Raw genomic sequence first — 17,079 nt, 5'->3', positions numbered from 1 at the left:
CCGCTTCAGTGCTCGCTGTCGAGGTGGGCCATCTGCGCCGCCGGGTACCGCTCGCCCGCCGCGGCCCCCGCGGGTACGGCCTCTTCGATGGCCGCGAGGTCGGCCCCGCTCAGCTCCACCCGCATGGCACCCAGTGCCTCGTCCAGCCGGTCCCGGCGGCGGGCGCCGATCAGCGGCACGATGTCCTCGCCGCGCGAGAGCACCCAGGCGATCGCGATCTGGGCGACGCTCACGCCCTTCTCCTCGGCGACCTTGCGCAGGGCCTCGACCAGGTCGAGGTTGCGGTCCAGGTTGTCGCCCTGGAAGCGGGGGCTCATGCCCCGGAAGTCGCCCGGGGCCAGTTCCCGCTCACGGGTGAAGTGGCCGCTGATCAGACCCCGGGACAGCACCCCGTACGCCGTGACGCCGATGCCGAGCTCGCGGGCGGCCGGCAGGATCTCCGCCTCGACGCCCCGGGAGATCAGCGAGTACTCGATCTGGAGGTCGGAGATCGGGGCCACCGCGGCGGCCCGGCGCAGGGTGTCCGCGCCGACCTCGGACAGGCCGATGTGCCGGACGTGACCGGCCTGGACGGCCTCGGAGATCGCCCCGACCGTCTCCTCGATCGGCACGTCCGGGTCCACGCGGGCGATCCGGTAGACGTCGACGTGGTCCCGGCCGAGCCGCTGGAGGGAGTAGGCGAGGAAGTTCCGGACGGCCTCCGGCCGGCCGTCGTACCCGGAGAAGCCGCCCTCGACCGTCCGCAGGGCGCCGAACTTGACGCTGGTCAGGGCCCGGTCCCGGGCCGCGGCGGGAGCCGTGCGCAGGGCTTCGTTGATGAGGAGCTCGTTGTGGCCCATCCCGTAGAAGTCGCCGGTGTCGAGCAGGGCGTCCGTGCCCTCGGGGACGGCTTCGAGGTAGGCGTGGAGGGTGGCGATCGACTCGGCGCGGTCGGCCTCGCCGTAGAGGGCGGACATGCCCATGCAGCCCAGTCCCAGCGGGAAGACGGCGGGGCCGGTCGTGCCGAGCGTGCGAGGGCGGTTCGGGGTGCTCTGGTTCGTGGTCATGAAACGAGAATGGCATGACGGGTGACAGATTTCAATATCTGTCACCCGTCAGTGTGGCCGTGCGCCCGCCGGCACGGACGGGAAGCGGGGGAGGGGACAGGGGTCAGGGGACAGGGGGGGCAGGCGGTTACGGGCGCGGGGCGCCGACGGGGGTGCCGTGTCCGGGCGGGCCGGGCTCCAGGGCCTCGGCGGTGCGCAGGGCGGTCTCGCGGGCCCAGCGGCCGTTGGTGGCGGCGCCGACGACCAGGACGAGCAGCCCGCAGACCGTGATGATCCACCAGGCGGGCCGGGCCGCCGCCGTGAACTCCCCGCCACCGGCCGTCCCGGCGGCCAGCACGGCGCCGATCACCGCGACCCCGAGCGTCCCGCCGGTCTGCCGGCTGGTCGCGGCCACAGCGGCGGCCACCCCGGCCTGGGAGCGCGGCATGCCGGACACGGCCGTATTGGTGATCGGGGCGTTGACCATGCCGAAGCCCAGGCCGAAGAGCATGAACCCGGCGAACATCAGGGGCGTGGAGGTCTCCGCCGAGAAGGCCGCGAACAGCAGCCCGCTTGCCCCCATCGCGCCCCCCGCGATCAGCAGCGGGAGCCGCGGCCCCCGGCTGCCGGTCAGCCGCCCCGACAGCGGCGCGAACAGGAGGGTCAGCCCGGCCATCGGCACCATGTACAGCCCGGCGTGCAGGGCGCTGAGCCCCCGTACGTCCTGGAGGTACAGGGTGTTCAGGAACAGGAACCCGGACAGCGCGGCGAAGGCGCTGACGGCGCACACGGTCGCCCCGCTGAAGGGGGCACTGCGGAAGAACCGCAGGTCGATCAGGGGCTCCTCGCGCCGGGGCTCGTACAGCAGCAGCCCCACCAGCGAGGCGACGGCCACCACGGCGCAGCCCAGGATCAGGGGGGAGCGCAGGCCGGCGGCCGGAGCCTCGATGATCCCGTACGTCACCGAGCCCAGCAGGCCCATGATCAGCAGCTGCCCCACCGGGTCCGGCCGGCGCGCGTGCGCGGCCCGGGAGTCGGGGACGTGCCGCAGGGTCAGCCAGAGGGCCACGAGGCCGATCGGCAGGTTCACCCAGAAGATGGACCGCCAGCCCACCGAGTCCACCAGCACGCCGCCGATCACGGGGCCCGCCGCCATGGAGAGGCCGGCGACCGCACCCCAGATGCCGATGGCCCGGGCCCGCTCGGCCGGATCGGTGAAGGTGTTGGTGATGATCGAGATGGCGACGGGGTTGAGCATCGCGGCGCCGACGGCCTGGACCATCCGGAAGGTGATGAGCCAGCCGAGGCCGGGGGCGAGCGAACACAGCAGGGAGCCCAGGGTGAACAGGATCAGACCGGCGACGAACACCTTGCGGCGCCCGATCCGGTCGGCGGTGGAGCCGGCGAGCATCAGCAGCGAGGCCATCACGAGGGTGTAGGCGTCGATGGTCCACTGCATGCCGGCGACGGAGGCGCCCAGGTCCTGGCGCATCGAGGGGAGCGCCACGTTCAGGACGGTGTTGTCGAGGCTGACGATCAGCAGGCTGATGCAGCAGACCGCCAGGACGAGCGTGCGTTGCCGGTGACTCGGCTCGATCATGGGGCCGATCGTACGTCCGCACCCGCGACCCGGCATGCGGGACAATGGGCGGATGACCACGCTTCCCCCGCCCCTCGCGATCGGCCCGCACACCGTGCAGCCCCCGGTGGTGCTCGCGCCGATGGCAGGCATCACCAACGCCCCCTTCCGTACGCTCTGCCGCGAGTTCTCCGGTGGCAAGGGGCTGTTCGTGAGCGAGATGATCACGACGCGCGCCCTGGTCGAGCGCAACGACAAGACCATGCAGCTGATCCACTTCGACGAGACGGAGAAGCCCCGCTCGATCCAGCTGTACGGGGTGGATCCCGCGACGGTCGGCAAGGCCGTCCGGATGATCGTCGAGGAGGACCGCGCCGATCACATCGACCTGAACTTCGGCTGCCCGGTCCCCAAGGTGACGCGCAAGGGCGGCGGCTCGGCCCTCCCGTACAAGCGGAACCTGCTGCGCGCCATCCTGCGCGAGGCCGTCGCGGGCGCCGGCGGCCTGCCGGTGACCATGAAGATGCGCAAGGGCATCAACGACGAGCACCTCACGTACCTCGACGCGGGCCGGATCGCCGTGGAGGAGGGCGTCACCGCCATAGCCCTGCACGGCCGCACCACCGCCCAGCACTACGGCGGCACCGCGGACTGGGACGCGATCGCGCGGCTCAAGGAGCACGTGCCGGAGATCCCGGTCCTCGGCAACGGCGACATCTGGTGCGCCGAGGACGCGCTGCGCATGGTCCGCGAGACCGGCTGCGACGGCGTCGTGGTCGGGCGCGGCTGTCTGGGGCGGCCGTGGCTGTTCAACGACCTGGTCGCGGCCTTCGAGGGCCGTCCCGAGGACTTCCACAAGCCGGCCCTGCGCGAGGTCGCGGCCACCATGCACCGCCACGCGCAGCTGCTGGGGGAGTGGATCGGTGACGAGGCGCGCGGGGTGATCGACTTCCGTAAGCACGTGGCCTGGTACCTCAAGGGCTTCGCGGTCGGCTCCGAGATGCGCCAGAAGCTGGCGGTCACCTCCTCCCTGGACGAACTGGACGCTCATCTGAGCGAGCTCGATCTGGATCAGTCGTGGCCTGAGAGCGCGGACGGTCCCCGGGGCCGGACGTCCGGAAACAACCGAGTTGTCCTGCCTGAGGGCTGGCTGAAGGATCCGTACGACTGCGCGGGTGTGAGCGAGGACGCGGAGCTGGACACTTCCGGAGGCTGACAAATCGCCCTCCGTGTCGCGTGATATACGCCACGCATGGGAGAGGTTTCGCTCAGATGAGCAGAAAGGTCACGGGTAAGACTTCCAAAGGGTGGCACTGGGTGCCACCCTTTGTGCGTTCAAGACTTGAACGCAAATGTATCGATGATCGCTCATCCGAGCGTGATCTAGCCTCTGTAGGGCCCTCTGTCTTCGGGAGGTGAACGATCTAGGCGCCCTCTGACTACCGATGAGTTACTTTCGATCTGCTGGCGCACGGGTGGTTACAGCCGCATGACGACCAAGTGGACGTACCCATAAGCCTTCGATCTGGGTATGTTCCTGGCCGTCAGGGCAGCCACCCGAGTCCTCGAGGAGTCGAGACCCGTGTCGGAAAACAAAGATCAGAAGTTCGTCTACGACTTCACCGAGGGAAACCGGGACCTCAAGGACCTTCTCGGCGGCAAGGGGGCCAACCTCGCCGAGATGACCAACCTGGGTCTCCCCGTCCCTCCCGGCTTCACCATCACCACCGAGGCCTGCAAGGTCTACCTCGAAAGCGGCGAGGCTCCGGCCGAGCTGCGCGACGAGGTCAGCGCACACCTTGCCGCCCTCGAGGCGCAGATGGGCAAGAAGCTCGGCCAGTCGGACGACCCGCTGCTGGTCTCCGTGCGTTCCGGCGCCAAGTTCTCGATGCCCGGCATGATGGACACCGTCCTCAACATCGGCCTCTCGGACGAGTCGGTCGCCGGTCTCGCCGCGCAGTCCGGTGACGAGCGCTTCGCGTGGGACTCCTACCGCCGCCTCATCCAGATGTTCGGCAAGACCGTCCTCGGGGTCGAGGGCGAGCTTTTCGAGGACGCCCTCGACGACGCCAAGGCCGCCAAGAAGGTCACCGTCGACACCGACCTCGACGCCGCCGACCTCAAGAAGCTGGTCAAGGGCTTCAAGAAGATCGTCGCGAAGGAGGCCGGCCGCGAGTTCCCGCAGGACGCCCGCGAGCAGATGGACCTCGCCGTCGAGGCCGTCTTCAACTCCTGGAACACCGACCGCGCCAAGCTCTACCGCCGCCAGGAGCGCATCCCCGGCGACCTGGGCACCGCCGTCAACATCTGTTCCATGGTCTTCGGCAACCTCGGCCCCGACTCCGGCACCGGCGTCGCCTTCACCCGCGACCCCGCCAGCGGCCACCAGGGCGTCTACGGCGACTACCTGCAGAACGCCCAGGGCGAGGACGTCGTCGCGGGCATCCGCAACACCGTGCCGCTCGCGGACCTGGAGGCCATCGACAAGGCCTCGTACGACCAGCTCATGACGATCATGGAGACGCTGGAGACCCACTACAAGGATCTCTGCGACATCGAGTTCACCATCGAGCGCGGCCAGCTGTGGATGCTCCAGACCCGCGTCGGCAAGCGCACCGCCGGCGCCGCGTTCCGCATCGCCACCCAGCTCGTCGACCAGGGCCTCATCGACGAGGCGGAGGCCCTCCAGCGCGTCACCGGGCACCAGCTGGCGCAGCTGATGTTCCCGCGGTTCGACGAGGACGCCAAGACGACCCTGCTGGGCCGCGGCATCGCCGCCTCCCCGGGCGCGGCCGTCGGCAAGGCCGTCTTCGACTCCTACACGGCCGTCAAGTGGTCCCGCTCCGGCGAGAAGGTCATCCTGATCCGCCGCGAGACCAACCCCGACGACCTCGACGGCATGATCGCCTCCGAGGGCATCCTGACCTCGCGCGGCGGCAAGACCTCGCACGCCGCCGTCGTCGCCCGCGGCATGGGCAAGACCTGCGTCTGCGGCGCCGAGGAACTCGACGTCGACACCAAGCGCCGCCGCATGACGGTCGGCGAGACGGTCATCGAAGAGGGCGACGTCGTCTCCATCGACGGCTCCACCGGCAAGGTCTACCTCGGTGAGGTACCCGTCGTACCGTCCCCGGTCGTCGAGTACTTCGAGGGCCGCATGCACGCCGGCGCCGACGACGCCGACGAGCTCGTCGCCGCCGTGCACCGGATCATGGCGTACGCGGACCGCGTCCGCCGCCTGCGGGTGCGCGCCAACGCCGACAACGCCGAGGACGCGCTGCGCGCCCGCCGCTTCGGCGCCCAGGGCATCGGCCTGTGCCGCACCGAGCACATGTTCCTCGGCGAGCGCCGCGAACTGGTGGAGCGGCTGATCCTCGCGGACACCGACGAAGAGCGCGAGGCGGCACTCAGTGCCCTCCTGCCGCTGCAGAAGAAGGACTTCGTCGAGCTGTTCGAGGCGATGGACGGCCTGCCCGTCACGGTCCGCCTGCTCGACCCGCCGCTGCACGAGTTCCTGCCCGACATCACCGAGCTGTCGGTGCGCGTCGCCCTCGCCGAGTCCCGCAAGGACGCCAACGAGAACGACCTGCGCCTGCTCCAGGCCGTGCACAAGCTGCACGAGCAGAACCCGATGCTGGGTCTGCGCGGCGTCCGCCTCGGCCTGGTCATCCCCGGGCTGTTCAAGATGCAGGTCCGGGCGATCGCCGAGGCCGCGGCCGAGCGCAAGAACGCCAAGGGCGACCCGCGCGCCGAGATCATGGTCCCGCTCGTCGGCACCGTGCAGGAGCTGGAGATCGTCCGCGACGAGGCCGACCAGGTCATCGCCGAGGTCGAGGCCGCCACCGGCACGAACCTCAAGCTGACGATCGGCACGATGATCGAGCTGCCGCGCGCCGCGCTGACCGCCGGCCAGATCGCCGAGGCCGCGCAGTTCTTCTCCTTCGGCACGAACGACCTGACCCAGACGGTGTGGGGCTTCTCCCGCGACGACGTCGAGGCCAGCTTCTTCACCGCGTACCTGGAGAAGGGCATCTTCGGGGTCTCGCCGTTCGAGACCATCGACAAGGACGGCGTCGGCGCCCTCGTCCGCAGCGCCGTCCAGGCCGGCCGGGCCACCCGCCCGGACCTCAAGCTCGGCATCTGCGGCGAGCACGGCGGCGACCCGGAGTCGGTGCACTTCTTCCACGAGGTCGGCCTCGACTACGTCTCCTGCTCGCCCTTCCGGATCCCGGTGGCGCGCCTGGAGGCGGGCCGCGCGGCCGCCGAGTCGAAGGGCTCCGACAGCCGCTGATCCCGGGCCGTCACCGGCCCCCGAGACCGCGCCCTCCCCGGGTTCCCTGACTGCCCGGGGCGGGCGCGTCCTTCTATTCGAAGGTCCCGTTCCGCAAAGTATTCAACAAAGTTTTACGGCGCCAGGCGGCGGACGGATCCCCACCCGTCCGCCGCCTGGCGCCTATCTGCCAGGCACGTCGGCGCTTCCCTGTGCGACCGACCGCCAGGCCCCGCAAAGCCCCCCACGGCCTTCACGGAGCGTTTCGGTCGCACCGGAGTGTGCCTGGCGGAGTACAGGATTTCGCTTGTCACGCCCCTGCCGAAAGGGGTTTCAACTGTGGCCGAAAGGGCGTGGTGACCACGTGTGACGGCATGCATACTCATGGGGCGGGGGGATTGCGGTTGCACAGCTGGGGGTTCGGTGCTTCGTATCCATTTCACTGGAGTGGACCTGGCACGCGTACGGATGGCAGGGCGTCCCGATGCGTTGTGGGAAACGATTCTTAGTTTTCATCGCTTAAGAGACCGGCGCGATGCCCGGCTCTTCGGCGAATGGCGGACGGAAACCCGTAGCCGGTTGAATAGTGAAACAAGGCTGCTCGGTGCCTTGATACCGGCGCGCGGCTATTTCCCGGATTTCCTGACGCCCGCCGAGGGACAGTACGGCTGGGACGTCGGCCTCGACGCGCTGCGCGGGCTGCGCCCCGAACGGCTGCGGCGCGAGCTGTCCCTCGTCGGCGCGGGCGCCGGAGCGGGCTTCGGCGCCGCCTTCGGGACGCCGCCGCCGACACGGCTGCGGGAGTTCATGGACGGCGGCACCAAACACATGCCCCGGCTGCTGAACGAACTGCGCGGATACCACCGGGCGGCCGTGGAGCCCTACTGGACGCACATCCAGGCCCAGATCGAGGCCGAGCGGGCCGCACGCGGACGGGCCCTGCTCGACGGCGGCGCGGACGAACTCCTCGCCTCACTGCCGCCGATGCTGCGCTGGCGGGCGCCCGTCCTGGAATGCGAGTACCCCGTGGACCGGGACGTACGGCTGCGCGGGCGCGGGCTGCTGCTCCAGCCGTCCTTCTTCTGCCGGCGCACCGCCGTGACCCTGCACGACCCGGAGCTGCCGCCGGTGCTGGTCTACCCGGCCGCCGCCCAGCTGGCCTCCGCCTCGGGCGGGGGCGAGTCCGCCCGGCCGGAGGAACAGCGCCAGCGCACCCTGGGCAAGCTGGTGGGCCACACCCGGTCGGTGGTGCTGCGGGCCATAGGGGACGGGGCCACCACCAGCGAACTGGCCCGCCGGGCCGGGGTCTCCCTGGCCTCGGCGAGCCAGCACGCCTGCGTCATGCGCGAAGCGGGCCTGGTCACCACCCTGCGCCACGGCAACGCGGTCCTGCACACGGTGACCCCGCTGGGCGCGGCCCTCCTCAAGGGCGGCGCCGTGGCCTCCTGACGGGGCTCCCGCGCCTCCGGGGCGCCGGCGGCGCGCCCTTCGGCCCGGGAGCCCCGCGGAGGGCCCGGGCGGGGGCGTCAGGTCCGGAAGGGGCCCGTCACCTCGTAGGTGATGCCGTTGGCGGAGCTGCCGGTCGTGCCGCGCTGGCTGCTGAAGTACAGGCGGTTGCCGGCGGGGGAGAAGGCCGGGCCGGTGATCTCCGAGGAGGACTGGCCGGTGATCCGCAGGAACGGGGCCACCACGTCGTCCGGGGTGATCACGCAGATCTCCATGGTGCCGCCGTCCTCGGCGACGTACAGGTCGCCGTACGAGGACCCGGTCACGTTGTCGACCCCCGTCAGCGGGGCCGCGCCGCCGGGGACGAGGGAGTCGTCGTAGGCCAGCTCGTACGTGCTGGTGGCGAGGTTGAGCTGCCAGACCCGGTTGTCGCCCTTGGTGGTGAACCAGACGGTGTCGTTCGCGTAGTGGCAGCCCTCGCCGCCGTTGAACTTCTTCGACCCCGAGACCTGGCTGCGGGTGACCGTCGGCGAGCCGTCCGGGTCGGGCACGTTGGCCCAGGTGAAGGAGCCCGAGGAGGCCGTGCCGGCCTTGAGGACCTGGAGGGTGCCGGAGGACAGGTCGCCCCAGGTGGTGGGGACGAACCGGTAGAAGCAGCCGTTCGTCTCGTCCTCGGTCAGGTAGACCACCTTGCGCACGGGGTCGGCGGCGGCCGCCTCGTGCTTGAAGCGGCCCATCGCGGGGCGCTGGACGGAGGCGGTGATCCCGTACGGGTCCGTCTCGTAGACGAAGCCGCGGTCCACCTCCTCGCACGACAGCCAGGTGTTCCAGGGGGTCTTGCCGCCCGCGCAGTTCTGGCGGGTGTTCGACAGGATCCGGTAGGCGCCGGTGACGGTGCCGGAGGAGTTGAACTTCACCGCGCCGGCCCCGCCGGACGGGTTGACCTCCGAGTTGGACACGTAGATCCAGCCGGTGCCGTCGGGGAAGCAGGCACCGCCGTCGGGGGCGCTGTGCCAGGTGTACGAGGTGCCGGAGACGGTCTGGCCGGAGCGGGCGATCACCCGGCTGGTGAACCCGGCGGGCAGCATGATGCCGTTCGCGTCGGCCGCGCCGAGCGCCCCGTAGGGGCCGGCGCCGGGCTGGGCGGGTGCCGCGTAGGCGGCGCCCCGCATCAACGTGCCCCCGAAGGCGGCGGCGGACGAACCGATGACAGCACCGCGCAGGAAGGTACGACGTTCCACGGTCACTCCTGTGGGAGGAAGGCCCCGCGTCCGGTCGGGCGCGAGGTCGCATGCGTCGAGGAACCTAGAGGCGTCGAGTTGACGTGACGTCAATTCCTCATGACGCAGGAGCGACCGGCACGCGGTCAATCCTCCGGCGGCGACTTCCGTACACCCGGCCGTTCCCTCCGCGGCGCCCCGCGGCGGCCCCGCGGCCCCCGGAGCCGCCCGACCCGGGCGGAAACGGCGGAAGGCGCGCCCGGGCCGGAACGCGGGGCGGGGCGGCCGGGTCAGCGCTCTGACCTGCGGTTTCGTGAAGCGGCCGGAATCTTCGAAAAAACTTCGCCGGGCGCCGATGAGTTTGCCCGGCGGCCCCCGTCTACCTCTCGAACCGCACGGAACGGCGCTGCGGGACCACACGAGAGAAGAGGGACCGAGATGTCGGCCACCGCCCCCACCATGATCTTCGTCAACCTGCCGGTCAAGGACCTGGACGCCAGCAAGGCCTTCTGGGGGAAGCTCGGCTACTCCTTCAACGCCCAGTTCAGCGACGAGAACTGCGCCTCCATGGTGATCAGCGACACGATCGTCGCGATGCTGCTGACCGAGGCCCGCTACAAGGACTTCACCCACAAGGAGATCGCCGACGCGACCCGCACCTCCGAGGTGCTGCTGTGTCTGAGCTCCCCGAGCCGCACCGCGGTCGACGAGCTCGTCGACGGGGCCGTGGCGGCCGGGGCCACCGAGCCCCGCCCGGCCCAGGACCACGGCTTCATGTACGGGCGGGCCTTCGACGACCTCGACGGCCACACCTGGGAGATCATGTGGATGGACCCGGCCGCCGTCCAGGGCTGAGCACCGCACCGCTCACGAGGTCGCGGCGGTCCGCACCGGGTAGGTCCGGACCGCCACCTCCCCGTCGTCCAGGCAGCGGCCCGACTCCAGGTCGAAGCGCTGCTTCAGCAGCGGCGAGGCCACGAACGGCCGCCCCGCCTCGCAGCCCACCAGACCCCGCGACAGCACGTGCGCCCCGGTGAAGGGGTCCCGGTTGCCGATGGCGTACGGGCGCCCCGAGCGGTCGACGAACACCGCGGCCTGGCTCCCGTCGGGCAGCAGGGCCGCGACCCCGCGCCCGGGGACCAGCGCGGACAGTTCGCACACCGTCAGCCAGCCTTCGGCCACCCGCAGTTCGACGGTCATCGGACGGCTCCTCCTATGGTCAGGACGGCCAGGTCGGGCTTGACCTGGTCGCGTTCGGGGACGAACTTCACGGTCGGGTCCGGGGCGCCGGGGGCGTTGACGAACGACACGAACCGGCTCAGCCGCTCCGGATCCCGGAGCGTCTCGGCCCATTCGTCCCGGTAGTGCGCCACGTGCGCGGCCATCAGCGACTCCAGCTCGGCGCACAGCCCGAGCGAGTCGTGCACGATCACGTCCCGCAGGTGGGACAGCCCGCCCTCCAGCCGGTCCAGCCAGGTGGAGGTCCGCTCCAGCCGGTCGGCGGTGCGGATGTAGAACATCAGGAACCGGTCGATCAGCCGGACCAGTTCGGCGTCAGACAGGTCCTGGGCGAGGAGGTCCGCGTGGCGCGGGGTGGCCCCGCCGTTGCCGCCGACGTAGAGGTTCCAGCCGCTCGCCGTCGCGATGACCCCGAAGTCCTTGCTCTGCGCTTCCGCGCACTCGCGGGCGCACCCCGAGACCGCCGACTTCAGCTTGTGCGGGGCGCGCAGGCCCCGGTAGCGCAGCTCCAGGTCGATGGCCATCCGCACGCTGTCCTGGACCCCGTAGCGGCACCAGGTCTGCCCCACGCAGGACTTCACGGTCCGCAGGGCCTTCCCGTACGCGTGCCCGGACTCGAAACCGGCGTCGACGAGCCGGGCCCAGATCCGCGGCAGCTGGTCGACGCTCGCGCCGAACAGGTCGATGCGCTGCCCGCCGGTGATCTTCGTGTAGAGGCCGAAGTCGCGCGCCACCTCGCCGATCACGATCAGCTTGTCGGGGGTGATCTCGCCGCCCGGGATGCGCGGGACGACCGAGTACGAGCCGTTGCGCTGGAGGTTCGCGAGGAAGTGGTCGTTGGTGTCCTGGAGCGCGGCCTGCTCTCCGTCCAGGACGTACCCGCTGGCGCCGAGCGCGGGGGCGAGCGAGGCGATGATCGAGCCGACGGTGGGCTTGCAGACCTCGCAGCCGTCACCGCCGCGCGCCTCCGGCCGGCCGTGGCCGTCCAGGATCTCCTCGTACGAGACCAGCCGGCGGGTGCGGACGATCTCGTAGAGCTCGGCCCGGGTGTACGGGAAACAGCCGCACAGCCCCTTCTCGGCGGCGGCCGGCAGCAGCTGCCCGATCACCTTGACGCAACTGCCGCAGCCGGTGCCCGCCTTGGTGCACTTCTTCACCTCGGGCAGCGTCGCGCAGGCGGTGATGGCCTGCTTCGTGACGTTGTGGCAGGAGCAGACCACCGCACTGTCGGGGAGCGCCGACGGGCCGAGCTGGGCCGCGGGGCCGAGACCGGCGGGCAGCACCAGCTGCTCGGGGGCGACGGGCGGCACGCTGCCGGTGAGCGGGCGCAGCAGGCCGTACGCGTCGGCGTCCCCCACCAGGACCCCGCCGAGCAGGACCCCCTCGGGGGAGACCACCAGCTTCTTGTAGACGCCGGAGCGGGAGTCCGACCAGACGACGTCGAGGCTGCCGGGGGCGCTGCCGTGGGCGTCGCCGAAGGAGGCCACGTCCACGCCGAGCAGCTTGAGCTTCGTGGAGAGGTCGGCGCCCGTGAACTCCTTCTCGCGGCCCAGGAGGTCCTCGGCGGCGGTCTCCGCCATCTCGTAGCCGGGCGCGACCAGTCCGTACACCCGGCCGTCGCAGGCCAGCGCGCACTCGCCGATCGCGTAGACGCGCGGGTCGGAGGTGCGGCAGCGGGAGTCGACGGCGATGCCGCCGCGTTCGCCGACGTCGAGGAGGGCCTCGCGGGCGAGCTGGTCGCGGGGGCGGACCCCGGCGGAGAAGACGACCAGGCCGGTGTCGACCGTGGAGCCGTCGGAGAGCCGCATTCCGCTGACGGAGCCGTCCTCGCCGGTGAGCACCTCCTGGGTGCCGACGCCCGTGTGCACGGTCAGGCCCATGGACTCGACGGTGCGCAGCAGGGCGGCGCCGCCGCCCTCGTCGACCTGCACGGGCATCAGGCGCGGCGCGAACTCCACGATGCGGGTGGCGAGCCCCAGCCCCTTCAGGGCGCCGGCCGCCTCCAGCCCGAGGAGGCCGCCGCCGACGACGGCTCCGCTGGTCCGGGTCCTCGCGTACTCCTCGATCGCGAGGAGGTCCTCGATGGTGCGGTAGACGAAGCAGCCGGGGGCGTCCTTGCCCGGGACGGGCGGCACGAAGGGGTAGCTGCCGGTGGCCAGGACGAGCACGTCGTACGGGAAGACCCGCCCGGAGCGGGAGGTCACGGTGCGGGCCGCGCGGTCGATGCGCTCGGCCGGGTCGCCGAGGTGCAGCTCGATGCCGTTGTCCCGGAGGAACCCGGCCGGCGTCAGGGAGAGGTCCTCGGCGCTCGACCCGGAGAAGTACGAGGTCAGGTGGACGCGGTCGTACGCGGGCCGGGGCTCCTCGCACAGCACGGTGATCCGGTGCGTGGCGGTGGCGCCGCGTTCGGCGAGCGCCTCCAGGTAGCGCTGGCCGACCATGCCGTGCCCGATGAGCACGATCGCGGGCAGGGGCTCGGTCATGTCAGTGGCCTCCGTCGTCGGTGAGCGGGCGGAACAGTTCGTGCGGGGACTCGTCGCCCTCGTACCGGCTCGCCAGCCCTCCGCCGATCACCGCCACACGCTGCTCCGAGGTCATGGCACGAGCGTGAGCGGCCGCTGTTTCCCCTCGGCATCGCCCCTGTTACCCGGACGGAACACCGGCCTCAGCGCCCGGATTAAGGGCCGGTGAGGCGTCCCTCAAGGCCGCCTTAAGGATCATCCGGAGCACCCGGACGGCGCCCGGAGGCCGCTTAGCGTGGGCCCCATGCGAGATGCGGCGGTGCGGGTCAAGGGCGGGATGCTGGGCGGAGCGGGGCTGGTGACCCTGCTCTGGGCGGCCCAGGTGCGCCCCTCGGCCCGGCTCGACGCGCTCTTCGCCACCGCCGCGCACCTGACCGGGCTGCTCGCCGGGTACGGGGTCCTCGTCCTGCTGTTCCTCATGGCCCGGGTACCGGCCGTGGAACACGGCGTCGGCGCCGACCGGCTCGCCCGCTGGCACGCGCTCGGCGGGCGCCACGTCCTGCTCCTCTGCTTCGGGCACGGGCTGTTCGCCCTGCTCGGATACGCCGTGCACGAGGGCGTCGACGTGGTCTCCGCCGTCCGGGACCTGCTCGGCTACCCCGCGCTCGCCGCCGCCGCGGCCGGGACCGCCCTGCTGGCCGCGGTCGGCGTGACCTCCGCCCGCGCCGTACGCCGCCGCGTCCCCCACGAAACCTGGCGCGGGGTGCACCTGTTCGTCTACCTCGCCGCCGCCCTGGGCTTCGTCCACCAGCTCGCCGGGCCCGACCTGGCGGTGGCCGCCTGGTTCTGGGCCCTCGCCCACGCCGTCGTCGCCGTCCTGCTGGTCTGGTACCGCGCCGTGGTCCCGGTACGCCAGGCCCTGCGGCACGCGCTGCGGGTCGCCGAGGTGCGAGCCGAGGGGCCCGGGGTGGTCTCCGTCGTCATGTACGGGCAGCACCTCGGCGAACTGCGCGCCGAGCCGGGACAGTTCCTGCGCTGGCGCTTCCTCCAGCGCAGGCTCTGGTACACGGCCCTGCCGTTCTCCCTCTCCGCACCCGTCAGCGAGGGCCGCCTGCGCATCACCGTCAAGGCGCTCGGCGGCCACTCCCGCCGCATCCGCCGGCTGCGCCCCGGCACGCGGGTCCTCGCCACCGGGCCGTTCGGGGCGCTCACCGCCGCCCGGCGGACCCGGACCAAGGTGCTGCTGATCGCCGGCGGGGTCGGGATCACCCCGATGCGGGCCCTGTTCGAGACGCTGCCCGGCGGGCCGGGGGACGTCACCCTGCTCTACCGGGCCGGCGCCGAGGAGCAGCTCGTGCTGCGGGCCGAGCTGGAGGCCATCGCCGCCGAGCGGCAGGCGGGGCTGCACTACCTGCTCGGGCCGTCCGGGGCCGCGTACGATCCGCTCGCCCCGCAGGCGCTGACCGGGCTGGTGCCGGACCTCGCGGAGCACGACGTGTACCTGTGCGGGCCGCCCGGGATGGCGGAGGCGACCCGGGCCGCGCTGCTGCGGGCCGGGGTGCCGGCCGGCCGCGTCCACTCGGAGTGCTTCAGCTTCTGACGGGCCGCCCGCGCTCCGCCACCCCGCTCGCGGCCACCGGCGCCGCTGCGCCCCAACGCCCCCTTCCGTACGCCCCGTTCGGTACGCCCCCGTTCCGTACGCCCGCTCCACGAGCCCGCCGAGAGGTCACCGCGCCCATGCGTCACCCCCTGCACGTCGCCCTGCCGCCGTCCGCGACGGCGCCCGCGGTCCCGGTGGGGCCGGCCCGGCACCGCAAGCCGCGGCGGGAGTCCGTCCTGCGGGCCGGGCTGGACGCGCTGGCCCGCGTACCGCCCGCGCGGCGGCTGGCGGCGGGGCTCGGGCTGGCCGGGGTACTGGTCGCGACCGGGCTGACGGCCGTCGTGGATCCGGCGGCGCCGGTGGCCCCGGACCGGGTCCCGGCCCGGCAAAGCTCAACCTTTGCGCAAGTTTCCGGCGATTGATGGCCGCTGCACCGATCCGCTCCATAGGGTCGGGCCGTGCCTGACATATCGACGACGATGATCATCGTGCTGTGCGTGGCCGCCGCGGCGGCCGGCTGGATCGACGCCGTGGTGGGCGGGGGCGGACTGCTGCTCCTGCCCGCCCTGCTGCTTGGCCTGCCGAACGCCCACCCCGCGACCGTGCTCGGGACGAACAAGGCGGTGGCCATCGTCGGCACGGCCGGCGCTGCCGTCACGTACGCCCGCAAGGCCCCGGTGGACGTGAAGACCGCCGTCCGGATCGGCCTGGCCGCGCTCGCCGGGTCGATGGGCGGTGCCGCGCTCGCCGGCGGGATCAGCAAGGACGCCCTGCGGCCGCTGATCATGGTCGTCCTGGTGGTGGTCGGCGCCGTGGTGATCTTCAAGCCCGGTTTCGGTACCGCCCCCTCCGCCTCGCCCGTGTCCCGCGGCCGGATCCTGCTGACCATCGCCCTGGCGGGTCTGGGCATCGGCTTCTACGACGGCCTCATCGGACCCGGCACCGGCACCTTCCTGGTGCTCGCCCTCACCGCGTTGCTCCACCTCGACCTGGTCACGGCCTCCGCCACCGCCAAGATCGTCAACACCTGCACGAACGCCGGCGCGCTCGCGATGTTCGCCTACCAGGGCATGGTGCTCTGGCAGCTGGCCGCGCTGATGGCGGTCTTCAACCTCGCCGGCGGCATGATCGGCGCCCGGATGGCCCTCAAGAAGGGCAGCGGCTTCGTCCGCGGCGTCCTGCTCACGGTCGTGGGCGCGCTCGTCGTCAAGCTCGGCCTGGAGCAGTGGGGATGAGCGGGGATGAGCAGGGGATGAGTACGGCCTGACGGTCAGGCCAGGTCGAGCACGGCCTTGCCGTGGAGCCGGCGGTCGAGCAGGGCCCCGACCGCCTCCCCGGCCCCGTCCCAGCCGCCGCGCCAGGCGATCTGCGGGTCGAGCCCGCCGGAGGCCACCAGGGCCGCCAGGTGGGTCAGGTCCGGCGCCAGGCCGGTGCAGGCGGGCAGGAAGAACGTGGTGAGGGTCCGGTCGTGGCGCCCCTGGTCGCCGAAGAGGGCGCCGTGCGGGAACGTCTCGCCCCGGTCCGTCGCGTGTCCGACGGCGACGAGCGTGCCGTGCTCGGCCAGCCGGGCGTACGCGTCGACCAGCTGCCCGCCGCCGACCAGGTCGACGACGCCGTGCACCGGCTCGTGGACCGCGAGGGGATCCGCGACCACCTCGTGCGCGCCGAGCGCCCGCAGCCCCGGGCCGTGCGCGTCCGGGTCCCCGGTGGAGGCGATGACGTGCGCGCCGCCGAGGCGGGCGAGCTGGACGGCGTACCGTCCCACACCGCCCGTCGCGCCGGTGACCAGCACCCGCCTGCCGAGGATCGGGCCGATCCGCCGCAGCGCGCGCAGGGCGCTGGCGCCCGCCACGGGGACGGTACTGAGGGCGCCCGGATCGGCGCCGACGGGGGTGGTTCCGATCAAGCCGGTGTCCACCGCCCGCAGTTCGGCCCAGCCCCCGTCCGCGCCCAGTGTGACCACGGGAGTGCCGGCGGCCGGACCCGAGCCGTCGGCGGCGGCCCGCTCGACCACGCCGGCGGCGTCCCAGCCGAGCACCGCCCCGTCGGGGGCGTGTTCGAGGCCGTGGCGGACCTCGCCGAAGTTGAGGGAGGTGGCGCGCACCCGGACCAGCGCCTGATGTGCGGCGGGGCGGGGGGCGGGGGCCTCTCCGAGGCGCAGGCCGCCTGGCGCGGAACGGTCGACCAGCAGTGCTCGCATGGGTGGTTCGCCTCTCGTCACGGACCGGCGGCCGCATT

General features: G+C 72.3%; 13 protein-coding genes. 7 read left to right on the top strand and 6 right to left on the bottom strand.

Annotated features, from left to right (window positions below):
* Positions 1–5: 5 nt before the first annotated feature.
* Positions 6–1,046 (bottom strand): aldo/keto reductase, encoded by a 1,041-nt coding sequence (locus tag AC07B0_RS18680; RefSeq protein WP_469380829.1) that lies wholly within the window; start codon positions 1,044–1,046, stop codon positions 6–8.
* A 127-nt stretch (positions 1,047–1,173) separates the two neighbouring features.
* Positions 1,174–2,625: an MFS transporter gene (locus tag AC07B0_RS18675; RefSeq protein ID WP_356874084.1), complete on the bottom strand. Its 1,452-nt coding sequence runs from the start codon at positions 2,623–2,625 to the stop codon at positions 1,174–1,176.
* A 34-nt stretch (positions 2,626–2,659) separates the two neighbouring features.
* Here AC07B0_RS18675 and dusB point away from each other — a divergent pair, with 34 nt between their 5' ends.
* The 3 genes from dusB to AC07B0_RS18660 all read left to right on the top strand — a co-directional run bounded on the left by dusB (position 2,660) and on the right by AC07B0_RS18660 (position 8,323).
* On the top strand, positions 2,660–3,820 hold the full coding sequence (dusB, locus tag AC07B0_RS18670) for a tRNA dihydrouridine synthase DusB (protein WP_356874086.1): 1,161 nt from the start codon (positions 2,660–2,662) through the stop codon (positions 3,818–3,820).
* 366 nt (positions 3,821–4,186) lie between these two features.
* Positions 4,187–6,895: a pyruvate, phosphate dikinase gene (ppdK, locus tag AC07B0_RS18665; protein WP_356874088.1), complete on the top strand. Its 2,709-nt coding sequence runs from the start codon at positions 4,187–4,189 to the stop codon at positions 6,893–6,895.
* Positions 6,896–7,297: 402 nt separating this feature from the next.
* Entirely contained in the window at positions 7,298–8,323 is a 1,026-nt protein-coding gene (locus tag AC07B0_RS18660) for an ArsR/SmtB family transcription factor (protein ID WP_356874090.1), read from the top strand.
* Positions 8,324–8,400: 77 nt separating this feature from the next.
* On the opposite strand, the gene AC07B0_RS18655 is transcribed toward AC07B0_RS18660, so the two are convergent.
* A complete protein-coding gene (locus AC07B0_RS18655) occupies positions 8,401–9,561 on the bottom strand; it encodes an alkaline phosphatase PhoX (RefSeq protein WP_356874092.1) in 1,161 nt (386 codons plus the stop codon).
* 417 nt (positions 9,562–9,978) lie between these two features.
* On the opposite strand from AC07B0_RS18655, the gene AC07B0_RS18650 reads away from it, so the two are divergent.
* Positions 9,979–10,395, top strand: a complete 417-nt coding sequence (locus AC07B0_RS18650) for a VOC family protein (RefSeq protein ID WP_467298256.1) — start codon at positions 9,979–9,981, stop codon at positions 10,393–10,395.
* Positions 10,396–10,407: 12 nt separating this feature from the next.
* Here AC07B0_RS18650 and nirD read toward each other — a convergent pair whose 3' ends face one another.
* Together nirD and nirB are read right to left on the bottom strand one after the other, a co-directional pair.
* Positions 10,408–10,740: a nitrite reductase small subunit NirD gene (nirD, locus tag AC07B0_RS18645; protein WP_356874096.1), complete on the bottom strand. Its 333-nt coding sequence runs from the start codon at positions 10,738–10,740 to the stop codon at positions 10,408–10,410.
* Positions 10,737–13,262, bottom strand: a complete 2,526-nt coding sequence (gene nirB / locus AC07B0_RS18640) for a nitrite reductase large subunit NirB (protein WP_469380837.1) — start codon at positions 13,260–13,262, stop codon at positions 10,737–10,739. The genes nirD and nirB overlap by 4 nt, the downstream gene beginning before the upstream one ends.
* 283 nt (positions 13,263–13,545) lie before the next feature.
* On the opposite strand from nirB, the gene AC07B0_RS18635 reads away from it, so the two are divergent.
* The 3 genes from AC07B0_RS18635 (at position 13,546) to AC07B0_RS18625 (ending at position 16,076) form a co-directional block, all read left to right on the top strand.
* On the top strand, positions 13,546–14,841 hold the full coding sequence (locus AC07B0_RS18635; protein WP_469380838.1) for a ferredoxin reductase family protein: 1,296 nt from the start codon (positions 13,546–13,548) through the stop codon (positions 14,839–14,841).
* Positions 14,842–14,978: 137 nt separating this feature from the next.
* A complete protein-coding gene (locus tag AC07B0_RS18630; protein ID WP_469380840.1) occupies positions 14,979–15,263 on the top strand; it encodes a hypothetical protein in 285 nt (94 codons plus the stop codon).
* 36 nt (positions 15,264–15,299) lie between these two features.
* Positions 15,300–16,076 (top strand): sulfite exporter TauE/SafE family protein, encoded by a 777-nt coding sequence (locus AC07B0_RS18625; RefSeq protein ID WP_356874104.1) that lies wholly within the window; start codon positions 15,300–15,302, stop codon positions 16,074–16,076.
* A 35-nt stretch (positions 16,077–16,111) separates the two neighbouring features.
* On the opposite strand, the gene AC07B0_RS18620 is transcribed toward AC07B0_RS18625, so the two are convergent.
* On the bottom strand, positions 16,112–17,041 hold the full coding sequence (locus AC07B0_RS18620) for a zinc-binding dehydrogenase (protein ID WP_478898601.1): 930 nt from the start codon (positions 17,039–17,041) through the stop codon (positions 16,112–16,114).
* Between the last annotated feature and the right edge of the window lie 38 nt (positions 17,042–17,079).

It is taken from the genome of Streptomyces sp. NPDC044704 (assembly GCF_056433525.1).
This window is presented reverse-complemented; position numbering and strand designations above follow the sequence as displayed.

Excerpts from the sequence above, each read along its gene's own strand:
- AC07B0_RS18680 (WP_469380829.1), bottom strand. The coding sequence starts at position 1,046 with ATGACCACGAACCAGAGCACCCCGAACCGCCCTCGCACGCTCGGCACG.
- AC07B0_RS18675 (WP_356874084.1), bottom strand. The coding sequence starts at position 2,625 with ATGATCGAGCCGAGTCACCGGCAACGCACGCTCGTCCTGGCGGTCTGC.
- dusB (WP_356874086.1), top strand. The coding sequence starts at position 2,660 with ATGCGGGACAATGGGCGGATGACCACGCTTCCCCCGCCCCTCGCGATC.
- AC07B0_RS18650 (WP_467298256.1), top strand. The coding sequence starts at position 9,979 with ATGTCGGCCACCGCCCCCACCATGATCTTCGTCAACCTGCCGGTCAAG.
- nirD (WP_356874096.1), bottom strand. The coding sequence starts at position 10,740 with ATGACCGTCGAACTGCGGGTGGCCGAAGGCTGGCTGACGGTGTGCGAA.
- nirB (WP_469380837.1), bottom strand. The coding sequence starts at position 13,262 with ATGACCGAGCCCCTGCCCGCGATCGTGCTCATCGGGCACGGCATGGTC.
- AC07B0_RS18635 (WP_469380838.1), top strand. The coding sequence starts at position 13,546 with ATGCGAGATGCGGCGGTGCGGGTCAAGGGCGGGATGCTGGGCGGAGCG.
- AC07B0_RS18630 (WP_469380840.1), top strand. The coding sequence starts at position 14,979 with ATGCGTCACCCCCTGCACGTCGCCCTGCCGCCGTCCGCGACGGCGCCC.
- AC07B0_RS18620 (WP_478898601.1), bottom strand. The coding sequence starts at position 17,041 with ATGCGAGCACTGCTGGTCGACCGTTCCGCGCCAGGCGGCCTGCGCCTC.